The organism is Labrys sp. ALF-8 (genome assembly GCF_059699065.1).
On record NZ_AP048542.1, the window covers coordinates 53,919 to 68,120 of the forward strand.

The window sequence follows — 14,202 nt, forward strand, 5'->3', positions numbered from 1 at the left end:
CATCATGAGAATCTGAAATGGCCGGTGAAAAATCCAGCGCCTGGGCAAACGCGCTCCTGTTGCTGCTCTTCAACAACGTCAATGTGGCCAATGTCGGTGACGCCACAGGGCTGCGAGGGTCGGCAACAGCGGGAAACCTCTATCTGTCTCTCCACACCGCTGATCCTGGCCCTGGTGGCAACCAGAGCTCCAGCGAGGTGGCCTACACGAGCTATGTGCGCCTCGCAGTTCCTCGATCGCCTGCCGGCTTCACCGTAACAGGAAATATCGTAGTGCCTGCCGCACTGGCGGCCTTCGTGACCGGCACAGGGGGTACCGGCACGGCCGCTTTCTTTGGCGTAGGGACATCTCCGACCGGCGCCGGCATGCTACTCTATAGCGGCCCGATTGCCCCCACCATCGCCACCGGCAACGGCATAGCGCCCCAGTTGACCACCGGTACCGAGATCACCGAGAGCTGAGCCAGCGGCCGGCGATTAGGGGGCTGGCATGGCAGCGACGCTCAATCCATCTGATGTCACCGGATGGCAACCGGCCGCAGTCGTCTTTTCCAACGGCAACCTGACAATCACGCTCGGAAGCGGGGACAGTCGAAACCCTGTCACCGTTCGCGCGACGGTCGGGGTAACTGGCGGCAAATACTACTTCCAGGCAGTCGCCAACTACTGCGGCAGCCAAGGCGATCTCATGGTCGGATGGTCGCCGGCCGGCGGCTATACGAAGCTGGGAGACGATGCCCCGGCCATCGGCATCCGGCAGAGCCATGACGTTGTTTGCGGGACCTATATCGGTTTCGGCGATCCCTATACGACTGGCGGCGAAATCGATATCGCGACGGATTTCGACAATCTGCTGATCTGGTATCGCGTCACCACCGGTGGCGTCACGGGGAACTGGAACAACAACGCAACTGCCGACCCGGCAACAGGGTCCGGCGGCTTCTCGTTTCCATCGCCGGGACAAGAACTGTTCCCCGCGATCTACATGTCGACCTATAACCCGACTAGCGACATCGACATGATGTCGGTGGCGTTCGCCAGCGGCACCTGGACCCGGGCCGCACCGGCTGGCTTCGGTGAAGTCGTGCCGGCTGGATCGGTAGGAACGGCGGCAGGAACCTCCACGGCCACGGCTGTTGGTGTCGCGCTTGCTGCCTCGACCGGAGCAATTTCCGGGACCTCTACGGCTGCCGCTGTTGGAACTGCTGCGATCGCGTCGACCGGCAGAGCGGATGGCGTGGCAACTGTAGCCGGAACTGGGGCGGCTATTGCCGCCGCGATCGGATCGGCAGACGGACGCGCTGCTGTAATCGGTCTCGCGGCCGTCGCAGCCGCCAGCATCGGAAGGGCCGACGGGAGCTCGACGGCGGTTGCGCGAAGCAACGGCGAACAGGAAGGCTCGGTCGGAAATGCCGATGGCGTCTCCACGGCCACAGCCGTCGGCGCATCGATCAGCACTGCGACCGGAAAGATACAGGGATCGTCGTCGGCCAAAGCCGTCGGCTCGGCAATCCTGCCCATCGATCGAACCGGACCGCCATACCCGCCCCCATCGAGGAACAACGGTATAGGCGCAACCTTCCCGACTGCGCCGACCAGACTGCTTCCTCGAGCTTCGGCTCAAGGCGGTATGCCCCCCGGCTACAACGTCGACAAGACTGGGCCGCCCTACCCTCGTTGAGGCAAGTCAGAGGAATGTCGGAATGAGTCTCCCCGGATCGAATGGGATAGGGGGATTTACGATTGGCGTCTCGCCGATCGGCACTATCCCAAGCTTCGATTTCTGGAAGACGGTCATTTCGCAGTACGCGAACAGCCCGATCCTGATCCAGCTGATCGAGAACCTGGATGCCTACCTCGACCAGACCAAAAACTTCGACGCGTTCTTCGATCTGATCTGGAACGTCGACACCGCCGAGGGATACGGCCTGGATATCTGGGGTCGCATCGTTGGCGTCAAACGCACGCTCCAGGTCGAGACCGGGGATTGGTTCGGCTTCAAGGAGGCGCTGCCAGGGTCCGATGCCTTCGGACAAGGCTCGTTCTATTCCGGCGCGCCACTGACATCGAACTATCGCCTCACCGATCAGGCCTATCGGCAACTGATCTTTGCCAAGGCAGCCGCCAACATCACGAACGGGTCGATCCCGGCAATCAATCGGATCCTGATGAACCTCTTCCCGCATCGAGGGAATTGCTACGTCACCGAAGGTTTCCAGGGCGGCAGCTGGTTCGGCTTTGCGGAATCGATCAACGCGAAGGGCTTCGGCCAGGCGGCTTTCTACGCCGGTCAATCGATCCCGACGATGATCATGACCTACACCTTCGAATTCGCCCTGTCTCCGGTTGAGCTCGCCATCGTCCAGCAATCCGGCGTCCTGCCGAAATCCACGGGCGTCGCCGCCTCGGTCGTCATCCTTTAGGTCCGATCCATGAAATATTCGCAGGTTCCACCGAAGTTCAAGTTGGCCTTCGCGGCCAATGCGGGCGGCAGCTTCATCACGACCATTCCGCTGTCATCGCAGATCGGAATCGTCGACGGCGCGGCCTCTCTCAACGATGGATTCGTACCGCTCAACTTCACTCCAACGGGCTCCGGGGGCGTGCCGCCTCGAGGCGCCGACTTCAACGGCATCATGAACTGGATCACCCGTTGGTCGCAGTGGCAGAATGCGGGCGGTCTTGTCCGCTACGATGCCGATTTTGCGACGGCGATCGGGGGCTACCCCATGAGCGCGATGCTCGCGGGCAGCACGGCCGGAACGATCTGGCTCAACACCGTCGACGACAACGCGACCAATCCTGAAAGCGTCGGCGCCACCGGCTGGATCAATCTGGGGACGCAGTCGGCCTCGATTGCCGTCGGCACCGATACCGGCTCTGCGAACGTCCTGACAGCGAACGTCACGCCGGCTCCGACGGCCTACCTCAACGGTGCTATCTTCATCGTCCAGAAGGCCGGAACGGCCAACAACGGCGCGATGATGGGCAACCTGAACTCGATCGGTCTGGTACCGATTGTTGGGCCCGACGGTAGCGCGCTGGCGCAAGGTCAGTTCCCGGCAAACTATTGCGGCATCATGATCTATCTCGCCGCGGCCTCGTCGCTCTTCCTGCTTAATCCCGCACCAGCAGCCGACCCCAGCGCCGTCCAACCTGGGACCATCGAGTTCTATGCCGGCGTGACGCCGCCGAACGGCCGCATCAAGGCCAACGGCGCGACGCTGAGCCGGACGACCTATGCCGCGTTGTGGTCGTTCGCCCAGGTCAGCGGCAACCTCGCTTCGTCGCAAGGCCTCAAGACGGCCGGCCAGTTCGGGCCGGGCGACGGCACGACCAACTTCACCATTCCCGATCTCCGCGGCTACTTCATGCGGGCCTTCGATGATGGCGTCGGTGTCGATCCGGGCCGCGCCTTCGGCAGCACGCAGGGCGATCTCTTCGCCAGCCATATCCACTTCACCTGGGACCAGAGCAGCGGGAACGTCTGGAATACGCAGGTCACAACGATCACGACTGGCCCCGTGGTTCCGGGCCGGCTCGTCAATGCAGGCGTCGGTGGGGTCCAGAACGGCCCTTCGATGACTACGACGGCGACGGGCGGCACCGAGACCAGGCCGAAGAACATCGCCCTTCTGGCGTGCATCAAATACTGAGGCTCCTCATGCAGATCTGGAACTATGAGCCCGAGACCGGCATCCTCGTCGGTCCGGGAACGGCCGATCCTTGCCCGATCGAGGAAGGGAACTTCCTGATCCCCGCGAATGCGACGGCGATCGAGCCGCCGTCCTTCGACTCGGAGGCCGAGACCTGCGCGTTTCGGGACGGCCGCTGGCTCGTATCCGCGCGGCCGCAAGCGGTCGCAGAACCGAAGCCGGATCTGTCGGCGACTGCTAGCGAGGCATTTCGGGTCTGTGTCTCAGTCTGCGAGCACATCCTGAGCCAGATCTATCCCGATCCGATCAGGAAGGCTTCCCTGCAGACCGCCGCCACCATTCTCAGTGGGAACGGTGGCGAGGCACCGACCACAGGCCCTTATGCGGAGGAGTTCTCGGCGCTGGCCGCTCTGTACATCAAGGGCGACGATGCAGCTTCCGCATTTGCTGCCACGATCGGGGCGATCCAGAGCGGCACGATCAAGCTCAACATCGCCCTGACGACGCTTCAGGCAAGTTGTGCAGCGGTGACGAAGGCCTCTCAGCTCAAAGCAGCGATCGAGACGTTTCAGGCCTCGGTCACGTCCATTCTCGACGATCTGAACGCGACCCGACTGCCGTCGCCAGTCCTGGACTTCTGGCCGGTCGAGATTCCCGGCATCAACGCGTAGAGCCCGCTATGAAGCTTCGCATCTTGGCGCTACTGGCCCTCATGTGGCCAGCGCTGGCGCTCGCCCAGACTTCGCCAAACCTGACCTACGGCCAGGTCCTGACACCAGGGCAATGGAACGCCCTCTTCGCCGGCAAGCAGGACACCCTGGGGTATACGCCCGTCAATCGTGGCGGCGATACCATGTTCGGGCCGCTCAAGACCCTGTCGCCGACGGCGCAGTCTGCTGGGCTCGTCGTCACACCCGGACTGGCTCCTACCGCGCCCGCCGACGGCAGTATCTGGATTACGAACACCGGTCTGTTCGTCCAGGTCAATGGTAGCACGATCGGGCCGATTCAGAACGGCAATGTCACCGGTCCGTCGGTGTCAGTCATTGGCGATATCGCCACCTTCGGCGCCACGAACGGCGGCGTCCTGGTCGACAGCGGCAAGACCCTTCCGACCGGAACGATTGTCGGTACCAGCGACACCCAGACGCTCACCAACAAGAGCATCTCGGCCGACCAGGTGAATTCCGGAATTCTCGGCACGGCCCGGATCCCGCCCGTTACCTCGGCGATGCTGGCAACGGGAGCCGCCGCTGGAAACCTCGGCTATACGCCGCTGGCGCCGGCCAACAACCTGTCCGATGTGGCGGCCGCCGCGACGGCTTGGACCAACCTTGGCGGCGGCTCGATCGGCAAGCTGTCGACCGTCAGCCTGACATCGAACGTCACCGGCACCCTACCGGTCGGAAACGGCGGCATCGGCGCCGCCACCCTGACGGCGAACGGGATCCTGCTCGGAAACGGGACTGCAGCTGTCACGCCCACGGCGGCGATGACGAACGGGCAGCTTCTCGTCGGCCAGACGAGCGCAGCGCCGCTCCCCAAGACGGTTTCCGGCGATTGCACGCTGGCCGCGTCCGGGGCTGCGACCTGCACGAAGCTCAACGGCGTCTCTCCCGGGACCGCCTACCCTCTCAATGTCGGCACCGCGGCCAACAACATCGTGCAGTTGGACGGCAGCGCCAAGCTGCCTGCGGTCGATGGGTCGCAACTCATCAACCTTCCGAATGCCACGGCGGTCTATGCGCCCGGTACGATCTACAAGCTGACGCTCTCGAATGACGCGACGACCCCGAATACGGTCATCGACATCGCGTCGGGTGTGGCGGTCAACGATGATGGCAGCACCGCCAAAAACATGGTGCTGGCCAGTGCCATCACGAAGTCGATCTCCTCGACCTGGACGGCCGGTACCGGCAATGGCTGTTTGGACACCGGCACCGTCGCGGCGAGCACCTGGTACCATATCTTCCTGATCTCGAACGCAAGCAACAACGTCGACGCACTCTGCTCGACGAGCTTGTCGTCGCCGACCATGCCAAGCGGCTACACCGCGCGCCGGCGTATTGGGTCGATCAAGACGAATGCCTCGTCCCAGATCCTAGCCTTCACCCAGATCGGCGACACGTTCCTCTGGTCGACGTCCGTTACGGACGCGAGTGCCGCGATCACCGTGACAACGCCCCAGTTGGTGGCGTTGAGCGTTCCGCCCGGCGTGAACGTGCTGGCCGACGTGATGTTCAGGACATCGAACGCGTCGACCTTCGTCCAGACCTACGCCTATTCCCCGTACGTCACGGCGGAAGCATCGAATGCGACGGGAAATCCTCTCTTCACTGCCATCGCTTCGTCATCAGTGCAGTCTTCGGTGCCCCAGCGCCTTCGGCTGATGACGAACACGAGCCAGCAAATCGGCTTCGTGAACAACAGTACCACCAGCACCAACGTCTACATTGTCACCTACGGCTATGTCGACATGAGGGGAAGAGGCTGATGCCTTATGTCAAACGCGATGCAACTGGGGCAATCACCGGCACCTATGCCAATCCCCAGCCCGGGTATGCGGTGGAGTGGCTCGCGGACAACGATCCGGCCGTGGTGGCGTTTCTGGCGCCACCGGTGCCGGAGGTACTTTCGCGGTGGCAGTTCTTCACCGTAGCCGCGCTGAACAACATCATCACGCAGGAAGCCGCACAGGCTGCCCTGACGGGCACGATGCCTCAGCCCTTCGTTGATTTCATCGCGACGCTGCCGACCGATCAGCAGTTCCCGGCGACTATGTTGCTCTCCGGCACCAGCGAGTTTCACCGCCATCACCCGTTCGTCCAGGCCTTCCTGACCGCGAAGGGAATGACGGATGCCCAGGCCGACGCGATCTGGGTCCAAGGCGCAACCTTGACGGCGACTTGAAGTCGTCGTCGCCCCAAGAATCACCCCGGTTTATCCATTTTCAGGAGCCATTTATGCGCGCAGATCTTCTGCACGTCGTGACCGCTATTGCGAACCCGATCCGATGGCAGAGTCGGCTTCGTTTATACCGAGAGTTCGAGGAGCATATGCTCGACAGCGGTGTGAAGCTCACCGTAGTCGAGTGCACCTTCGGTGATCGTTCAATCGAGCTGTTCAGCGACCGGGTCCAGCATATCCATGTGCGCGCCAATGCCGGCGCCTTGGTCTGGAACAAGGAATCGCTTCTGAACCTTGGCATATCGAGACTGCCGCCTGAGGCCAAATATATCGGGACGTTCGACGCCGATATCCGCTTCCGGGCCCGGCACTGGGCCGCCGAAACCGTTCACGCCTTGCAGCAGTATCACGTGCTGCAGCCTTGGTCGGATTGCTACGACCTCGGTCCGCACGGCGAGCATATCGACTTGCATCGTTCCTTCTGCCGGCTCGCCCACGAACGCAAGCCGATCATTCAGGGACCAAACGCGAAGAATGGGCCATATCGGTTCGGCCATCCCGGCTATGCCTGGTGCTGGACACGCCAAGCGCTCGAATGGGTTGGCGGCCTCGTCGAGACGGCCGCACTTGGTGCCGCCGATCATCACATGGCCATGGCCTTGATCGGTCGCGTAGACGACAGCATCCCGGGTAACCTCACCGAGGCGTACAAGGCGCCGCTGCGCCTCTGGCAGAAGCGAGCCTCGCAGCAGATCGCCAAGAATATCTCCTATGTTCCCGGGACGATCGAGCATTCGTTTCATGGCGATAAGGCCAAGCGCGCCTATGTCGACCGCTGGCAGATCCTGCAGAAGCACGGTTTCGATCCGACCACCGATCTGAAGCGGAACACCTACGGCGTGATGGAGCTCGCCGGGAACAAGATCGAGCTCCGCCACGACATCGATCGGTATATGCGTTCCCGGGACGAGGACGCCACGACGATCGGCTGACGCCTATCCTGTCTCCCGCCTCCGGGCGGTCTTTCTCCCCGGAGCAATCATGCGTTCCATCTTCCTTGCCGTGCTGGCGTTCGCCGGCGCGATCAGTCACGCACGCGCCGAAGTGGGTTTGGCGTCCTGGTACGGCTACGAGTCCGGCCGGCGCACTGCCAACGGCGAGCGCTTCCCCACCTCCGAAAAGACCTGTGCCCATCGCACGGCTCGGTTCGGCACGCGATTGCGTGTCACCGAACTTCGAACCGGACGGTCCGTGGTCTGTAGGGTCAACGACCGTGGCCCCTTCATCCGTGGGCGCATCGTCGATCTCAACCCAGCGTCGGCGCGCGCGATCGGGCTTAACGGGCTCGCTCGGGTGCGGATCGAAACGATCGGACGCTGATGGGGCGGAGGCCCGACATGGGCTGGGGGCACATGTTTAATCGGGCCTCCGACCTCTCGAATGGGGCTTGTTGGGATCGAGAGGTCACAGACCCGAACATGGTGGACTTAGCCGAGAATTAGCAACTGCCCACCAGGGGCAGAACTCCCAGGAGCACACATGCTGAAAACTCTGGTCATCGCCGGGGCGCTGGCGCTTGCCCTCACCAGTTGCGCCTCGTTTCATCGCATAGAGAGCCATGACATGTCGGCGAAGACGGCGCGTACCATCGCCGGGAGCCTCCCGCGATGATCTGGCTCCTGGTCCCGGCGTTCGCCATCATCAATCATGTCCGCGGCGGCGGAGGTCTCTTCGGATCTCGCATCGTCGGGCTCCTGGACAAGCTGCCCGGCAACGGAGACATGAACGCGGCGCCATTCGTTGCGCTCATGGCCTGGCTCGCGAACGTCTCCACCTTCGGCCTGCCAGGATGGGCTTCTGCGATCCTCTTCACACTCTGCTGGCTCGCCTGGTCGACGCCCGCTTGGGGTTTTCTGCAAGGCCTTGGGCGCGGGCCCGGCCCCATCAATGTCCGCCAGCCGAGCTGGTACGAGGCCCTGTTCCTGAAGACCGGCAATCCCTGGATCGCCTACGGCCTCCGGACGACGCTGTTCCTGATACCGATGTCGATTTGCTTCGGCTGGCCGTGGATCCTGATCGGTCCCTTGCAGGTCGCGGCATATGAGCTCGGCTGGCGCGTCCGGCCAACCGGAGGCATCGCCGTCGGCGAGCTTCTTACCGGCGCCATCTGGGGGGCATTTCTCGCCCTGAACGTCTGAAGCCGCCCTACGAATTCATCCGAGAAAATTATCGAGGCCATTTCCGATGAGCGATACCCTCGCCCAATCGATCAAGCTCGTCTTCGGCTCCGAGGGCGGCTATGTGAACCACCCCAAGGATCCGGGCGGCGCGACGAAATTCGGCATCACGGCCGCCACCCTTGGTGCCTGGCGCAAGCTGGGGCGAAAGGCCATGCCGACGGAGGTCGCGGCCCTCACCCTAGCCGAAGCGGCGCAGATCCTCGACAAGCAGTACGCCCAGCCGATCCGCTATGCTGAACTGCCCTCACCGATCGATTATGTCGTCTTCGACGAGGCCGCGAATTCGGGTCCCGTCCAGGCGATCAAGGACCTGCAGGCCTGCGTCGGGGTGAAGGTCGACGGCAATATCGGCATCAACACGCTTCGCGCCGTCCAGGGCACCAACGACCGAGCCACACTCGTTCGCAAGCTCTGTTCCCGTCGGCTTGGTTTCATGCGCCGCCTCAAGACTTGGCTGACCTTTGGCCGTGGCTGGACCAACCGCGTCAATCACGTCCAGGCGACTGCCCTGGCGATGATCCGGTGACCGAGCCATGAAGCGCGGTGTCCTTCTCCTCATCGAGGACGGTCGCGTCGCCTTCTTTTGCCCGGGCTGCAAAGAGCACCATCAGGTGCGCGTTGAGGGTGCCCAGCATCCCGTCTGGGGCTTCAACGGCAACTATGAGCGGCCAACCTTCACGCCTTCGATCCTCGTCAATGGTGTTCAGGTCGAGCTTGACGAGAAAGGCGAGTGGACGGGCGAATGGGTGCGCGGGCCTGATGGCAAGGCGCTCCCTCTGGTCTGCCATTCCTTCGTGACAGACGGCCAAATCCAGTTCCTCGGCGACTGCACGCATGCGCTCGCCGGCCAGACCGTACCTCTGAAAGAGCCGGAGGCCGCATCATGAAGGACGCCCTGAAAGCCGTTGCCTTCGGCGTCGTCGGCGCGCTCGTAGTTTTCGGCCTCGCCGGTGGCGTGATCTTCATCCTCTACAGCTTCGCCGCTGGGTTTCAGCACTGAACCGCGCCCGGCCGGCTGCCGAGCAAATCTCCCGCAACAGGATCCGTCCTATGAACCGCTTCAATCTCGCGGCGCTGCTGGCGCTCGCGCTGGTGACGTCTGTCTTTCTCCATCCTCTCGCCGGCATCGTCATCCTCGCCGCTGGCCTGGTTGCCCCGTTCCTGCCTCTGTGGGCAGTTACGGCCGCAGTCGGGCTGCTCGCCATGGTGGCTCCCGCATTCGCCCAGACCGCCACGACGACCGCGACTGATGCCACCGGCACCATCTTCTCGCTGCCCTACGGCACCTGGATCAACAACCTCGGCTCCCTGATCCTCGAGATCACGCCGGTAGTGGTTCTCTGGCTCCTCCGAAGGTTGCCGGCAAGCCTTTACCAGATCGCGACCACGATGCAGGCCGACCAGTTGCTGAACAAGGCGATCTCCTACGCGATCAATGCCGTCGAGGGCGCCACGGCCGGCAAGACGCTTAACGTGAACGTCGGCAATGCTGTGCTCGCCCAGGCCCTGAACTACGTGGCGACGCATGCGCCGGATTGGCTGATCAACTGGCTCGGCGGCCTCGATGCCATCGCGCAGAAGATCATCGCGCGGCTCAACCTCGACGCCACGGCTTCGGTGACCTTGGTCAACGGCACTCCGACGATCACTGGCGCCACCACAGCGGCAGCATCTCCGGCGCCGGCGGCAGTTCCTGCATCGTGAGCGCGTTCTGGTCTGCCCTGCTGGCTCTGTTCCTGGACGCCTTCGGCAAGGCCGCCGTCGACTGGGCGACCACCTGGCAGGCCACGCAGAAGACGGACGAGGCGATAGCGGATGCTTCCGTCTCGGACGCCGCCAACGAAACCCAACAAGTCATCACTGGAGTAGCCGATGCGCGCTCGAAACTTGTTCCTGCTGCTGATGCCAGTGATCTTGCTGCCCAGCTGCGCGCACGTGCAGCCGCCGAAAGCAGTGGTGGGAGTGCCGAAGGCAGCAACCAACCGACAAGCTGAGATCCAGCGCCAGCTTGCACCTATCTGCCCCAATCCCCTGCCGGCGGCTTCTCTCAACCGGGCCGCCGACTATCTCGATGCCCACCCCGATGCCTTCCCGGTTGTTGGTGACCTCGATCGTCTCGACCGAGAAAGCCGCCTGTGCCGCGGTCTGAAACCCTAGATCTCCGGAACCTGAAATGAGTGGTGCAATTCAATGGGGCGACCTCGCCCCCGTGTTCGCGGCTCTTGCTATCATTGCCGGGGCACTCTGGTTCCTGTGGTCGAGGATTGATGCTGTCCGTGCAGCGTGTGACCGCAAGATCGAAGGTGTCCGGGAACAGGCACTGTCTCGCATCGAGGCCGTTCGCGTAGATATAACCGGCCGCGTCGAAGGTTTGCGCGACGAGGTCACGACCGTCCGGCTCGAGATGGCGCGCGAATACGCCTCACTGGATGCCGTCACTGCTGTCGAAGAGCGACTGTCCGATACGCTGGAAAAGCTCGGGGACAAGCTCGATGCCCTGGTGCGTGAAGTCGTCGGAAAGCGCGGTGGCCCCTGATTACCCTGCCGACCCATCGTTGACGCGACGCGCAGGTATTTGAGCCCGCTGCCCTTCGGGGTGGCGGGCTCTTTTTGCGTCAACGCCTATTGCTTCGGGGTCGCTAGGCTCTCTGGGTCCCATGCTTGGCGATTAATGAAGCGTGCGAGCAGTGGTACCGCGAAACAATACGCTCCACGTCGATTCTTATAGATCAACCCACGTTCGGTTAGGGCCTGGAGGATCTGAACAGCGTGGCTCGGACTGAAGCCTGTCTTTAATGCCGCTCTAGATGCCGCCACAATTTCCGGCACGGAGAATTCTCCCTCTGCATTAGGCAGCGTCGCGATAACCTGCATAAACTGCTGCTGACGGTCTGTTGCCCTCACCCACCTTGGCGCAAAAAAGTCCTGGTCTAGCTTCTCAAGTATTTCCTTCATCGGAACAGAGGCAGCCAATCCCTCATTGATTTTTCCAATCCACACATCGAAAACTTCCTTGCCGATGAATTGGATGAAATAGGGATATCCACCGGACATCTGGATGATCTTATTAATTGTTGAGTCGGCAAAACCGAGTGGGCTTTTGGTGAGAGTAAGTGGCTCTACAACAGCCGCCTTTGCATCTGCTTCCGCCAGACTTTCAAGTTGGATGACATGAAACATCCGCTCGGTATAAGTTCTTGCTTCGTTTAATTTTGGGAAGAGCGTTGGAAGACCCGTCAGCACCAAGAAGAAGCTCTTGTTTCTACGCTGACGCTGGAGATAAGAAAATAAATCCAATATCAAGGAAAGAGGATACTCCTTAGCCACCGCGTGATCAGCTAAATTCTGGGCCTCATCGTAAGCGAATACAATACCCTTAATTTCAGAGTTCTCGATTAGGTCGCTGACGGAATTGAAAACTGCTTGAAGTTTATCGATGGTAAGACCTGGTTGCCTCTCATAGATCGACCAAAGATCATCGAAATTCAGCGGCCTCTGAACCTGCTCTTCGCGAGCGGTGAAGCCAGCAGATTGCTGATTAACAGTGATGTTTACTCGCGGCCCGAGAAGACTAGAGAGATCGACCACAAGGCGACGCGCGATTCTTTCTTCCGTTAAGCTGATCGACTCGGAAAGGTCGTTACCCGTCCACAGCCACCCGTCGTTTTGAGCAATGGGCTTTAAAGTCTCCAGTAACACTGTCTTCCCGACGCCCCGCAATCCGGTCACAATCACATTCTGCGACACAGGGCTTTGGGAAAGCATTTTCCTGAACGTATCCTGTTCCTTCGTGCGACCGGCCAAATAGACCGGTTGTTGGCCAGCTCCGGGGCGGAACGGATTGATCGGCGCTTTCACTGGTGGAGGAGGCGGTGGCGGCAAATCGCTCATCGGAGGAGGCCCTTTTTAGTGTCGTTTAGGAACTAGTCTAAATTTACCCCAGACTATAAATTTAGACAAGGCTCTAAATTGGCTCGCCATAGCCCTACGGTAGCGGCTTCCTAAACAGCCTCGTCCGCCCGATCCGCACAAACTGCTCCGTCACGTCGTCGACTTGCCGCCCCTGGAGCAGCCACACGAGCCCCATGTTCTCGTATCGCGTGAGCGGCGCGATCGGGTCGACGCCGAACAACTCGTCAGCGGGCCAGCCGAACGCCTCGGCCTTCTCGCCCCACTTCTCGACGAAGCGCGTGGCATCATGCTTTGCCTGTTCCCAGCGCGTACCGTCGTGCGTGGGGTTGCGAGTGCGGAGTTGTTCGAGGGCGGTTTCGTAGGCCATGTCGACGGCGTAGCGCGGTCAGGCCGATTCCTTCAACTGGACTTCCCTGACAGGGTAGCCTTCGATTAATCGTACACGGTTCCGAATCTCTGCTACGGTCACTTCAGCCGGTTGTAGGGGACAAGCCTCCCGGTGGGAACCGGCCAGGGGCCACACGATCCATCGCTGCCTCTGGCCGGAACTCCGCCACCTTACTTCGCCTCTTTTGTCACCGTCAATCCGCTCGGCAGCCAGTCGCCTTCCCTGAGGGCCCAGAGCATCGTCATGGCTTCCTCGCGATAGCTCTCCCACATCGGGCGACCATCCATCTTGAGGTTTTCAGAGTGGCCGTGGAATTGGCAAAGGGCACGACAGATGCGCTCAATCGGATCGGCGTTGCGGGTCTTTGGCATCAATCCACGCCCTCCGAGGTTACGCTAAGACCCAGCGAGAACGATGCTATTAGCTACCGCCCCTCTGGCGTTCAGGCTGGAGGGGCGCATCTTTCGTTTTTGTCTCATTCCGCCGTCTTCAGAGCAAGCGAGATACGATTAATAACCTCGTCAAGCTTTTCAACAACTCCTACGCTGGTCTCGCCGTCAAAGAAAATCTTCGTTCCCCTATCCGATACCGGCTCAATGCGCGTAATTCTAACAATATTAATGGCCACCTCGTGCCTGTTGGCTACCGTACTGGTGAACTTAACTAAGATAGGCTTCATGTTTCTCCCCTTCGGTTACAAGCGCCGAATATCTCCTCAATGATCTCGCCGCCTTGCTTGAGGCCTTTGACTCGCTGATCATGCGCCCATGCCTCTCGAATGGGAAACCCTGCGCGATAGCGACGTGCCCTCTCTCTCCGACCTCCAGCGCGCCGACGGCGGTTGGGTCTGGGCCATATGCAACTACTGCGGCAATCGTCGGCCGCTGGCGATAGCACCCTATGTGATTCTCTGGGGGCCGAAGGCGTCGAGCAATCGGCTGAGGCGTGCGCTGCATTGCCGGTGCGGCCGGAAGGGCTGCACCATTCAGACGCCGAATTGGGTCAATCTGGAGATCGGCGTGGAGGCTTGGCCGGGCGATAGGTCATGAAAAGGTGCGACAGGAACTAGCAAAAAGCTGTGTGTTTCGATGGCAAAAGGT

At 61.4% G+C, this 14,202-nt stretch carries 22 protein-coding genes; 18 read left to right on the forward strand and 4 right to left on the reverse strand.

The annotated features are described in order from the left end of the window. Positions 1–17: 17 nt before the first annotated feature. From AC6H34_RS33330 to AC6H34_RS33410, 17 genes are all read left to right on the forward strand, one after another. Positions 18–461 carry a phage tail fiber protein gene (locus tag AC6H34_RS33330; RefSeq protein ID WP_497541956.1) on the forward strand — a complete coding sequence of 148 codons (444 nt, stop codon included), beginning with the start codon at positions 18–20 and terminating at the stop codon, positions 459–461. Between the two features lie 28 nt (positions 462–489). Next, complete coding sequence (locus AC6H34_RS33335; protein ID WP_497541957.1) at positions 490–1,680, forward strand: SPRY domain-containing protein; 1,191 nt, start codon at positions 490–492, stop codon at positions 1,678–1,680. A 22-nt stretch (positions 1,681–1,702) separates the two neighbouring features. After that, entirely contained in the window at positions 1,703–2,422 is a 720-nt protein-coding gene (locus AC6H34_RS33340; protein WP_497541958.1) for a DUF2612 domain-containing protein, read from the forward strand. A gap of 9 nt (positions 2,423–2,431) precedes the next feature. Beyond that, positions 2,432–3,655: a phage tail protein gene (locus tag AC6H34_RS33345; protein WP_497541959.1), complete on the forward strand. Its 1,224-nt coding sequence runs from the start codon at positions 2,432–2,434 to the stop codon at positions 3,653–3,655. Positions 3,656–3,663: 8 nt separating this feature from the next. Continuing rightward, complete coding sequence (locus tag AC6H34_RS33350) at positions 3,664–4,326, forward strand: hypothetical protein (RefSeq protein ID WP_497537505.1); 663 nt, start codon at positions 3,664–3,666, stop codon at positions 4,324–4,326. Between the two features lie 8 nt (positions 4,327–4,334). Beyond that, positions 4,335–6,149 carry a hypothetical protein gene (locus AC6H34_RS33355; protein WP_497537506.1) on the forward strand — a complete coding sequence of 605 codons (1,815 nt, stop codon included), beginning with the start codon at positions 4,335–4,337 and terminating at the stop codon, positions 6,147–6,149. Further along, the gene (locus AC6H34_RS33360; RefSeq protein ID WP_497537507.1) at positions 6,149–6,565 is read left to right on the forward strand and encodes a hypothetical protein; all 417 of its coding nucleotides are present in this window, start codon (positions 6,149–6,151) and stop codon (positions 6,563–6,565) included. Before AC6H34_RS33355 ends, AC6H34_RS33360 begins: the two co-directional genes overlap by 1 nt. A gap of 53 nt (positions 6,566–6,618) precedes the next feature. Continuing rightward, the gene (locus AC6H34_RS33365) at positions 6,619–7,554 is read left to right on the forward strand and encodes a hypothetical protein (RefSeq protein WP_497537508.1); all 936 of its coding nucleotides are present in this window, start codon (positions 6,619–6,621) and stop codon (positions 7,552–7,554) included. 49 nt (positions 7,555–7,603) lie between these two features. Further along, the gene (locus tag AC6H34_RS33370) at positions 7,604–7,942 is read left to right on the forward strand and encodes a septal ring lytic transglycosylase RlpA family protein (protein WP_497537509.1); all 339 of its coding nucleotides are present in this window, start codon (positions 7,604–7,606) and stop codon (positions 7,940–7,942) included. Positions 7,943–8,101: 159 nt separating this feature from the next. Next, a complete protein-coding gene (locus AC6H34_RS33375; protein ID WP_497537510.1) occupies positions 8,102–8,233 on the forward strand; it encodes a hypothetical protein in 132 nt (43 codons plus the stop codon). Then, a complete protein-coding gene (locus tag AC6H34_RS33380) occupies positions 8,230–8,760 on the forward strand; it encodes a hypothetical protein (RefSeq protein WP_497537511.1) in 531 nt (176 codons plus the stop codon). The genes AC6H34_RS33375 and AC6H34_RS33380 overlap by 4 nt, the downstream gene beginning before the upstream one ends. A 46-nt stretch (positions 8,761–8,806) precedes the next feature. Then, a complete protein-coding gene (locus tag AC6H34_RS33385) occupies positions 8,807–9,328 on the forward strand; it encodes a glycoside hydrolase family 108 protein (RefSeq protein ID WP_497537512.1) in 522 nt (173 codons plus the stop codon). A gap of 7 nt (positions 9,329–9,335) precedes the next feature. Then, a complete protein-coding gene (locus AC6H34_RS33390) occupies positions 9,336–9,689 on the forward strand; it encodes a ubiquitination-like system serine protease family protein (protein WP_497537513.1) in 354 nt (117 codons plus the stop codon). 163 nt (positions 9,690–9,852) lie between these two features. Further along, the gene (locus tag AC6H34_RS33395; RefSeq protein WP_497537514.1) at positions 9,853–10,506 is read left to right on the forward strand and encodes a hypothetical protein; all 654 of its coding nucleotides are present in this window, start codon (positions 9,853–9,855) and stop codon (positions 10,504–10,506) included. Further along, positions 10,503–10,796, forward strand: a complete 294-nt coding sequence (locus tag AC6H34_RS33400) for a hypothetical protein (protein WP_497537515.1) — start codon at positions 10,503–10,505, stop codon at positions 10,794–10,796. Before AC6H34_RS33395 ends, AC6H34_RS33400 begins: the two co-directional genes overlap by 4 nt. Continuing rightward, entirely contained in the window at positions 10,765–10,959 is a 195-nt protein-coding gene (locus tag AC6H34_RS33405; protein ID WP_497537516.1) for a hypothetical protein, read from the forward strand. The genes AC6H34_RS33400 and AC6H34_RS33405 overlap by 32 nt, the downstream gene beginning before the upstream one ends. A gap of 16 nt (positions 10,960–10,975) precedes the next feature. After that, positions 10,976–11,338: a hypothetical protein gene (locus AC6H34_RS33410; protein WP_497537517.1), complete on the forward strand. Its 363-nt coding sequence runs from the start codon at positions 10,976–10,978 to the stop codon at positions 11,336–11,338. A gap of 86 nt (positions 11,339–11,424) precedes the next feature. Here AC6H34_RS33410 and AC6H34_RS33415 read toward each other — a convergent pair whose 3' ends face one another. The 4 genes from AC6H34_RS33415 to AC6H34_RS33430 form a co-directional block, all read right to left on the reverse strand. Next, on the reverse strand, positions 11,425–12,693 hold the full coding sequence (locus tag AC6H34_RS33415; RefSeq protein ID WP_497537518.1) for a DUF8462 domain-containing protein: 1,269 nt from the start codon (positions 12,691–12,693) through the stop codon (positions 11,425–11,427). A gap of 94 nt (positions 12,694–12,787) precedes the next feature. Further along, on the reverse strand, positions 12,788–13,081 hold the full coding sequence (locus tag AC6H34_RS33420; RefSeq protein WP_497537519.1) for a hypothetical protein: 294 nt from the start codon (positions 13,079–13,081) through the stop codon (positions 12,788–12,790). Positions 13,082–13,272: 191 nt separating this feature from the next. After that, positions 13,273–13,473, reverse strand: a complete 201-nt coding sequence (locus AC6H34_RS33425) for a hypothetical protein (RefSeq protein WP_497537520.1) — start codon at positions 13,471–13,473, stop codon at positions 13,273–13,275. A gap of 104 nt (positions 13,474–13,577) precedes the next feature. Then, entirely contained in the window at positions 13,578–13,781 is a 204-nt protein-coding gene (locus AC6H34_RS33430) for a hypothetical protein (RefSeq protein WP_497537521.1), read from the reverse strand. An 88-nt stretch (positions 13,782–13,869) separates the two neighbouring features. Here AC6H34_RS33430 and AC6H34_RS33435 point away from each other — a divergent pair, with 88 nt between their 5' ends. Then, positions 13,870–14,151, forward strand: coding sequence for a hypothetical protein (locus tag AC6H34_RS33435; RefSeq protein WP_497537522.1), 282 nt, complete (start codon positions 13,870–13,872; stop codon positions 14,149–14,151). Positions 14,152–14,202: the final 51 nt, after the last annotated feature.

Excerpts from the sequence above, each read along its gene's own strand:
- AC6H34_RS33330 (WP_497541956.1), top strand. The coding sequence starts at position 18 with ATGGCCGGTGAAAAATCCAGCGCCTGGGCAAACGCGCTCCTGTTGCTG.
- AC6H34_RS33335 (WP_497541957.1), top strand. The coding sequence starts at position 490 with ATGGCAGCGACGCTCAATCCATCTGATGTCACCGGATGGCAACCGGCC.
- AC6H34_RS33340 (WP_497541958.1), top strand. The coding sequence starts at position 1,703 with ATGAGTCTCCCCGGATCGAATGGGATAGGGGGATTTACGATTGGCGTC.
- AC6H34_RS33345 (WP_497541959.1), top strand. The coding sequence starts at position 2,432 with ATGAAATATTCGCAGGTTCCACCGAAGTTCAAGTTGGCCTTCGCGGCC.
- AC6H34_RS33350 (WP_497537505.1), top strand. The coding sequence starts at position 3,664 with ATGCAGATCTGGAACTATGAGCCCGAGACCGGCATCCTCGTCGGTCCG.
- AC6H34_RS33355 (WP_497537506.1), top strand. The coding sequence starts at position 4,335 with ATGAAGCTTCGCATCTTGGCGCTACTGGCCCTCATGTGGCCAGCGCTG.
- AC6H34_RS33360 (WP_497537507.1), top strand. The coding sequence starts at position 6,149 with ATGCCTTATGTCAAACGCGATGCAACTGGGGCAATCACCGGCACCTAT.
- AC6H34_RS33365 (WP_497537508.1), top strand. The coding sequence starts at position 6,619 with ATGCGCGCAGATCTTCTGCACGTCGTGACCGCTATTGCGAACCCGATC.
- AC6H34_RS33370 (WP_497537509.1), top strand. The coding sequence starts at position 7,604 with ATGCGTTCCATCTTCCTTGCCGTGCTGGCGTTCGCCGGCGCGATCAGT.
- AC6H34_RS33375 (WP_497537510.1), top strand. The coding sequence starts at position 8,102 with ATGCTGAAAACTCTGGTCATCGCCGGGGCGCTGGCGCTTGCCCTCACC.
- AC6H34_RS33380 (WP_497537511.1), top strand. The coding sequence starts at position 8,230 with ATGATCTGGCTCCTGGTCCCGGCGTTCGCCATCATCAATCATGTCCGC.
- AC6H34_RS33385 (WP_497537512.1), top strand. The coding sequence starts at position 8,807 with ATGAGCGATACCCTCGCCCAATCGATCAAGCTCGTCTTCGGCTCCGAG.
- AC6H34_RS33390 (WP_497537513.1), top strand. The coding sequence starts at position 9,336 with ATGAAGCGCGGTGTCCTTCTCCTCATCGAGGACGGTCGCGTCGCCTTC.
- AC6H34_RS33395 (WP_497537514.1), top strand. The coding sequence starts at position 9,853 with ATGAACCGCTTCAATCTCGCGGCGCTGCTGGCGCTCGCGCTGGTGACG.
- AC6H34_RS33410 (WP_497537517.1), top strand. The coding sequence starts at position 10,976 with ATGAGTGGTGCAATTCAATGGGGCGACCTCGCCCCCGTGTTCGCGGCT.
- AC6H34_RS33415 (WP_497537518.1), bottom strand. The coding sequence starts at position 12,693 with ATGAGCGATTTGCCGCCACCGCCTCCTCCACCAGTGAAAGCGCCGATC.
- AC6H34_RS33420 (WP_497537519.1), bottom strand. The coding sequence starts at position 13,081 with ATGGCCTACGAAACCGCCCTCGAACAACTCCGCACTCGCAACCCCACG.
- AC6H34_RS33425 (WP_497537520.1), bottom strand. The coding sequence starts at position 13,473 with ATGCCAAAGACCCGCAACGCCGATCCGATTGAGCGCATCTGTCGTGCC.
- AC6H34_RS33430 (WP_497537521.1), bottom strand. The coding sequence starts at position 13,781 with ATGAAGCCTATCTTAGTTAAGTTCACCAGTACGGTAGCCAACAGGCAC.
- AC6H34_RS33435 (WP_497537522.1), top strand. The coding sequence starts at position 13,870 with ATGCCTCTCGAATGGGAAACCCTGCGCGATAGCGACGTGCCCTCTCTC.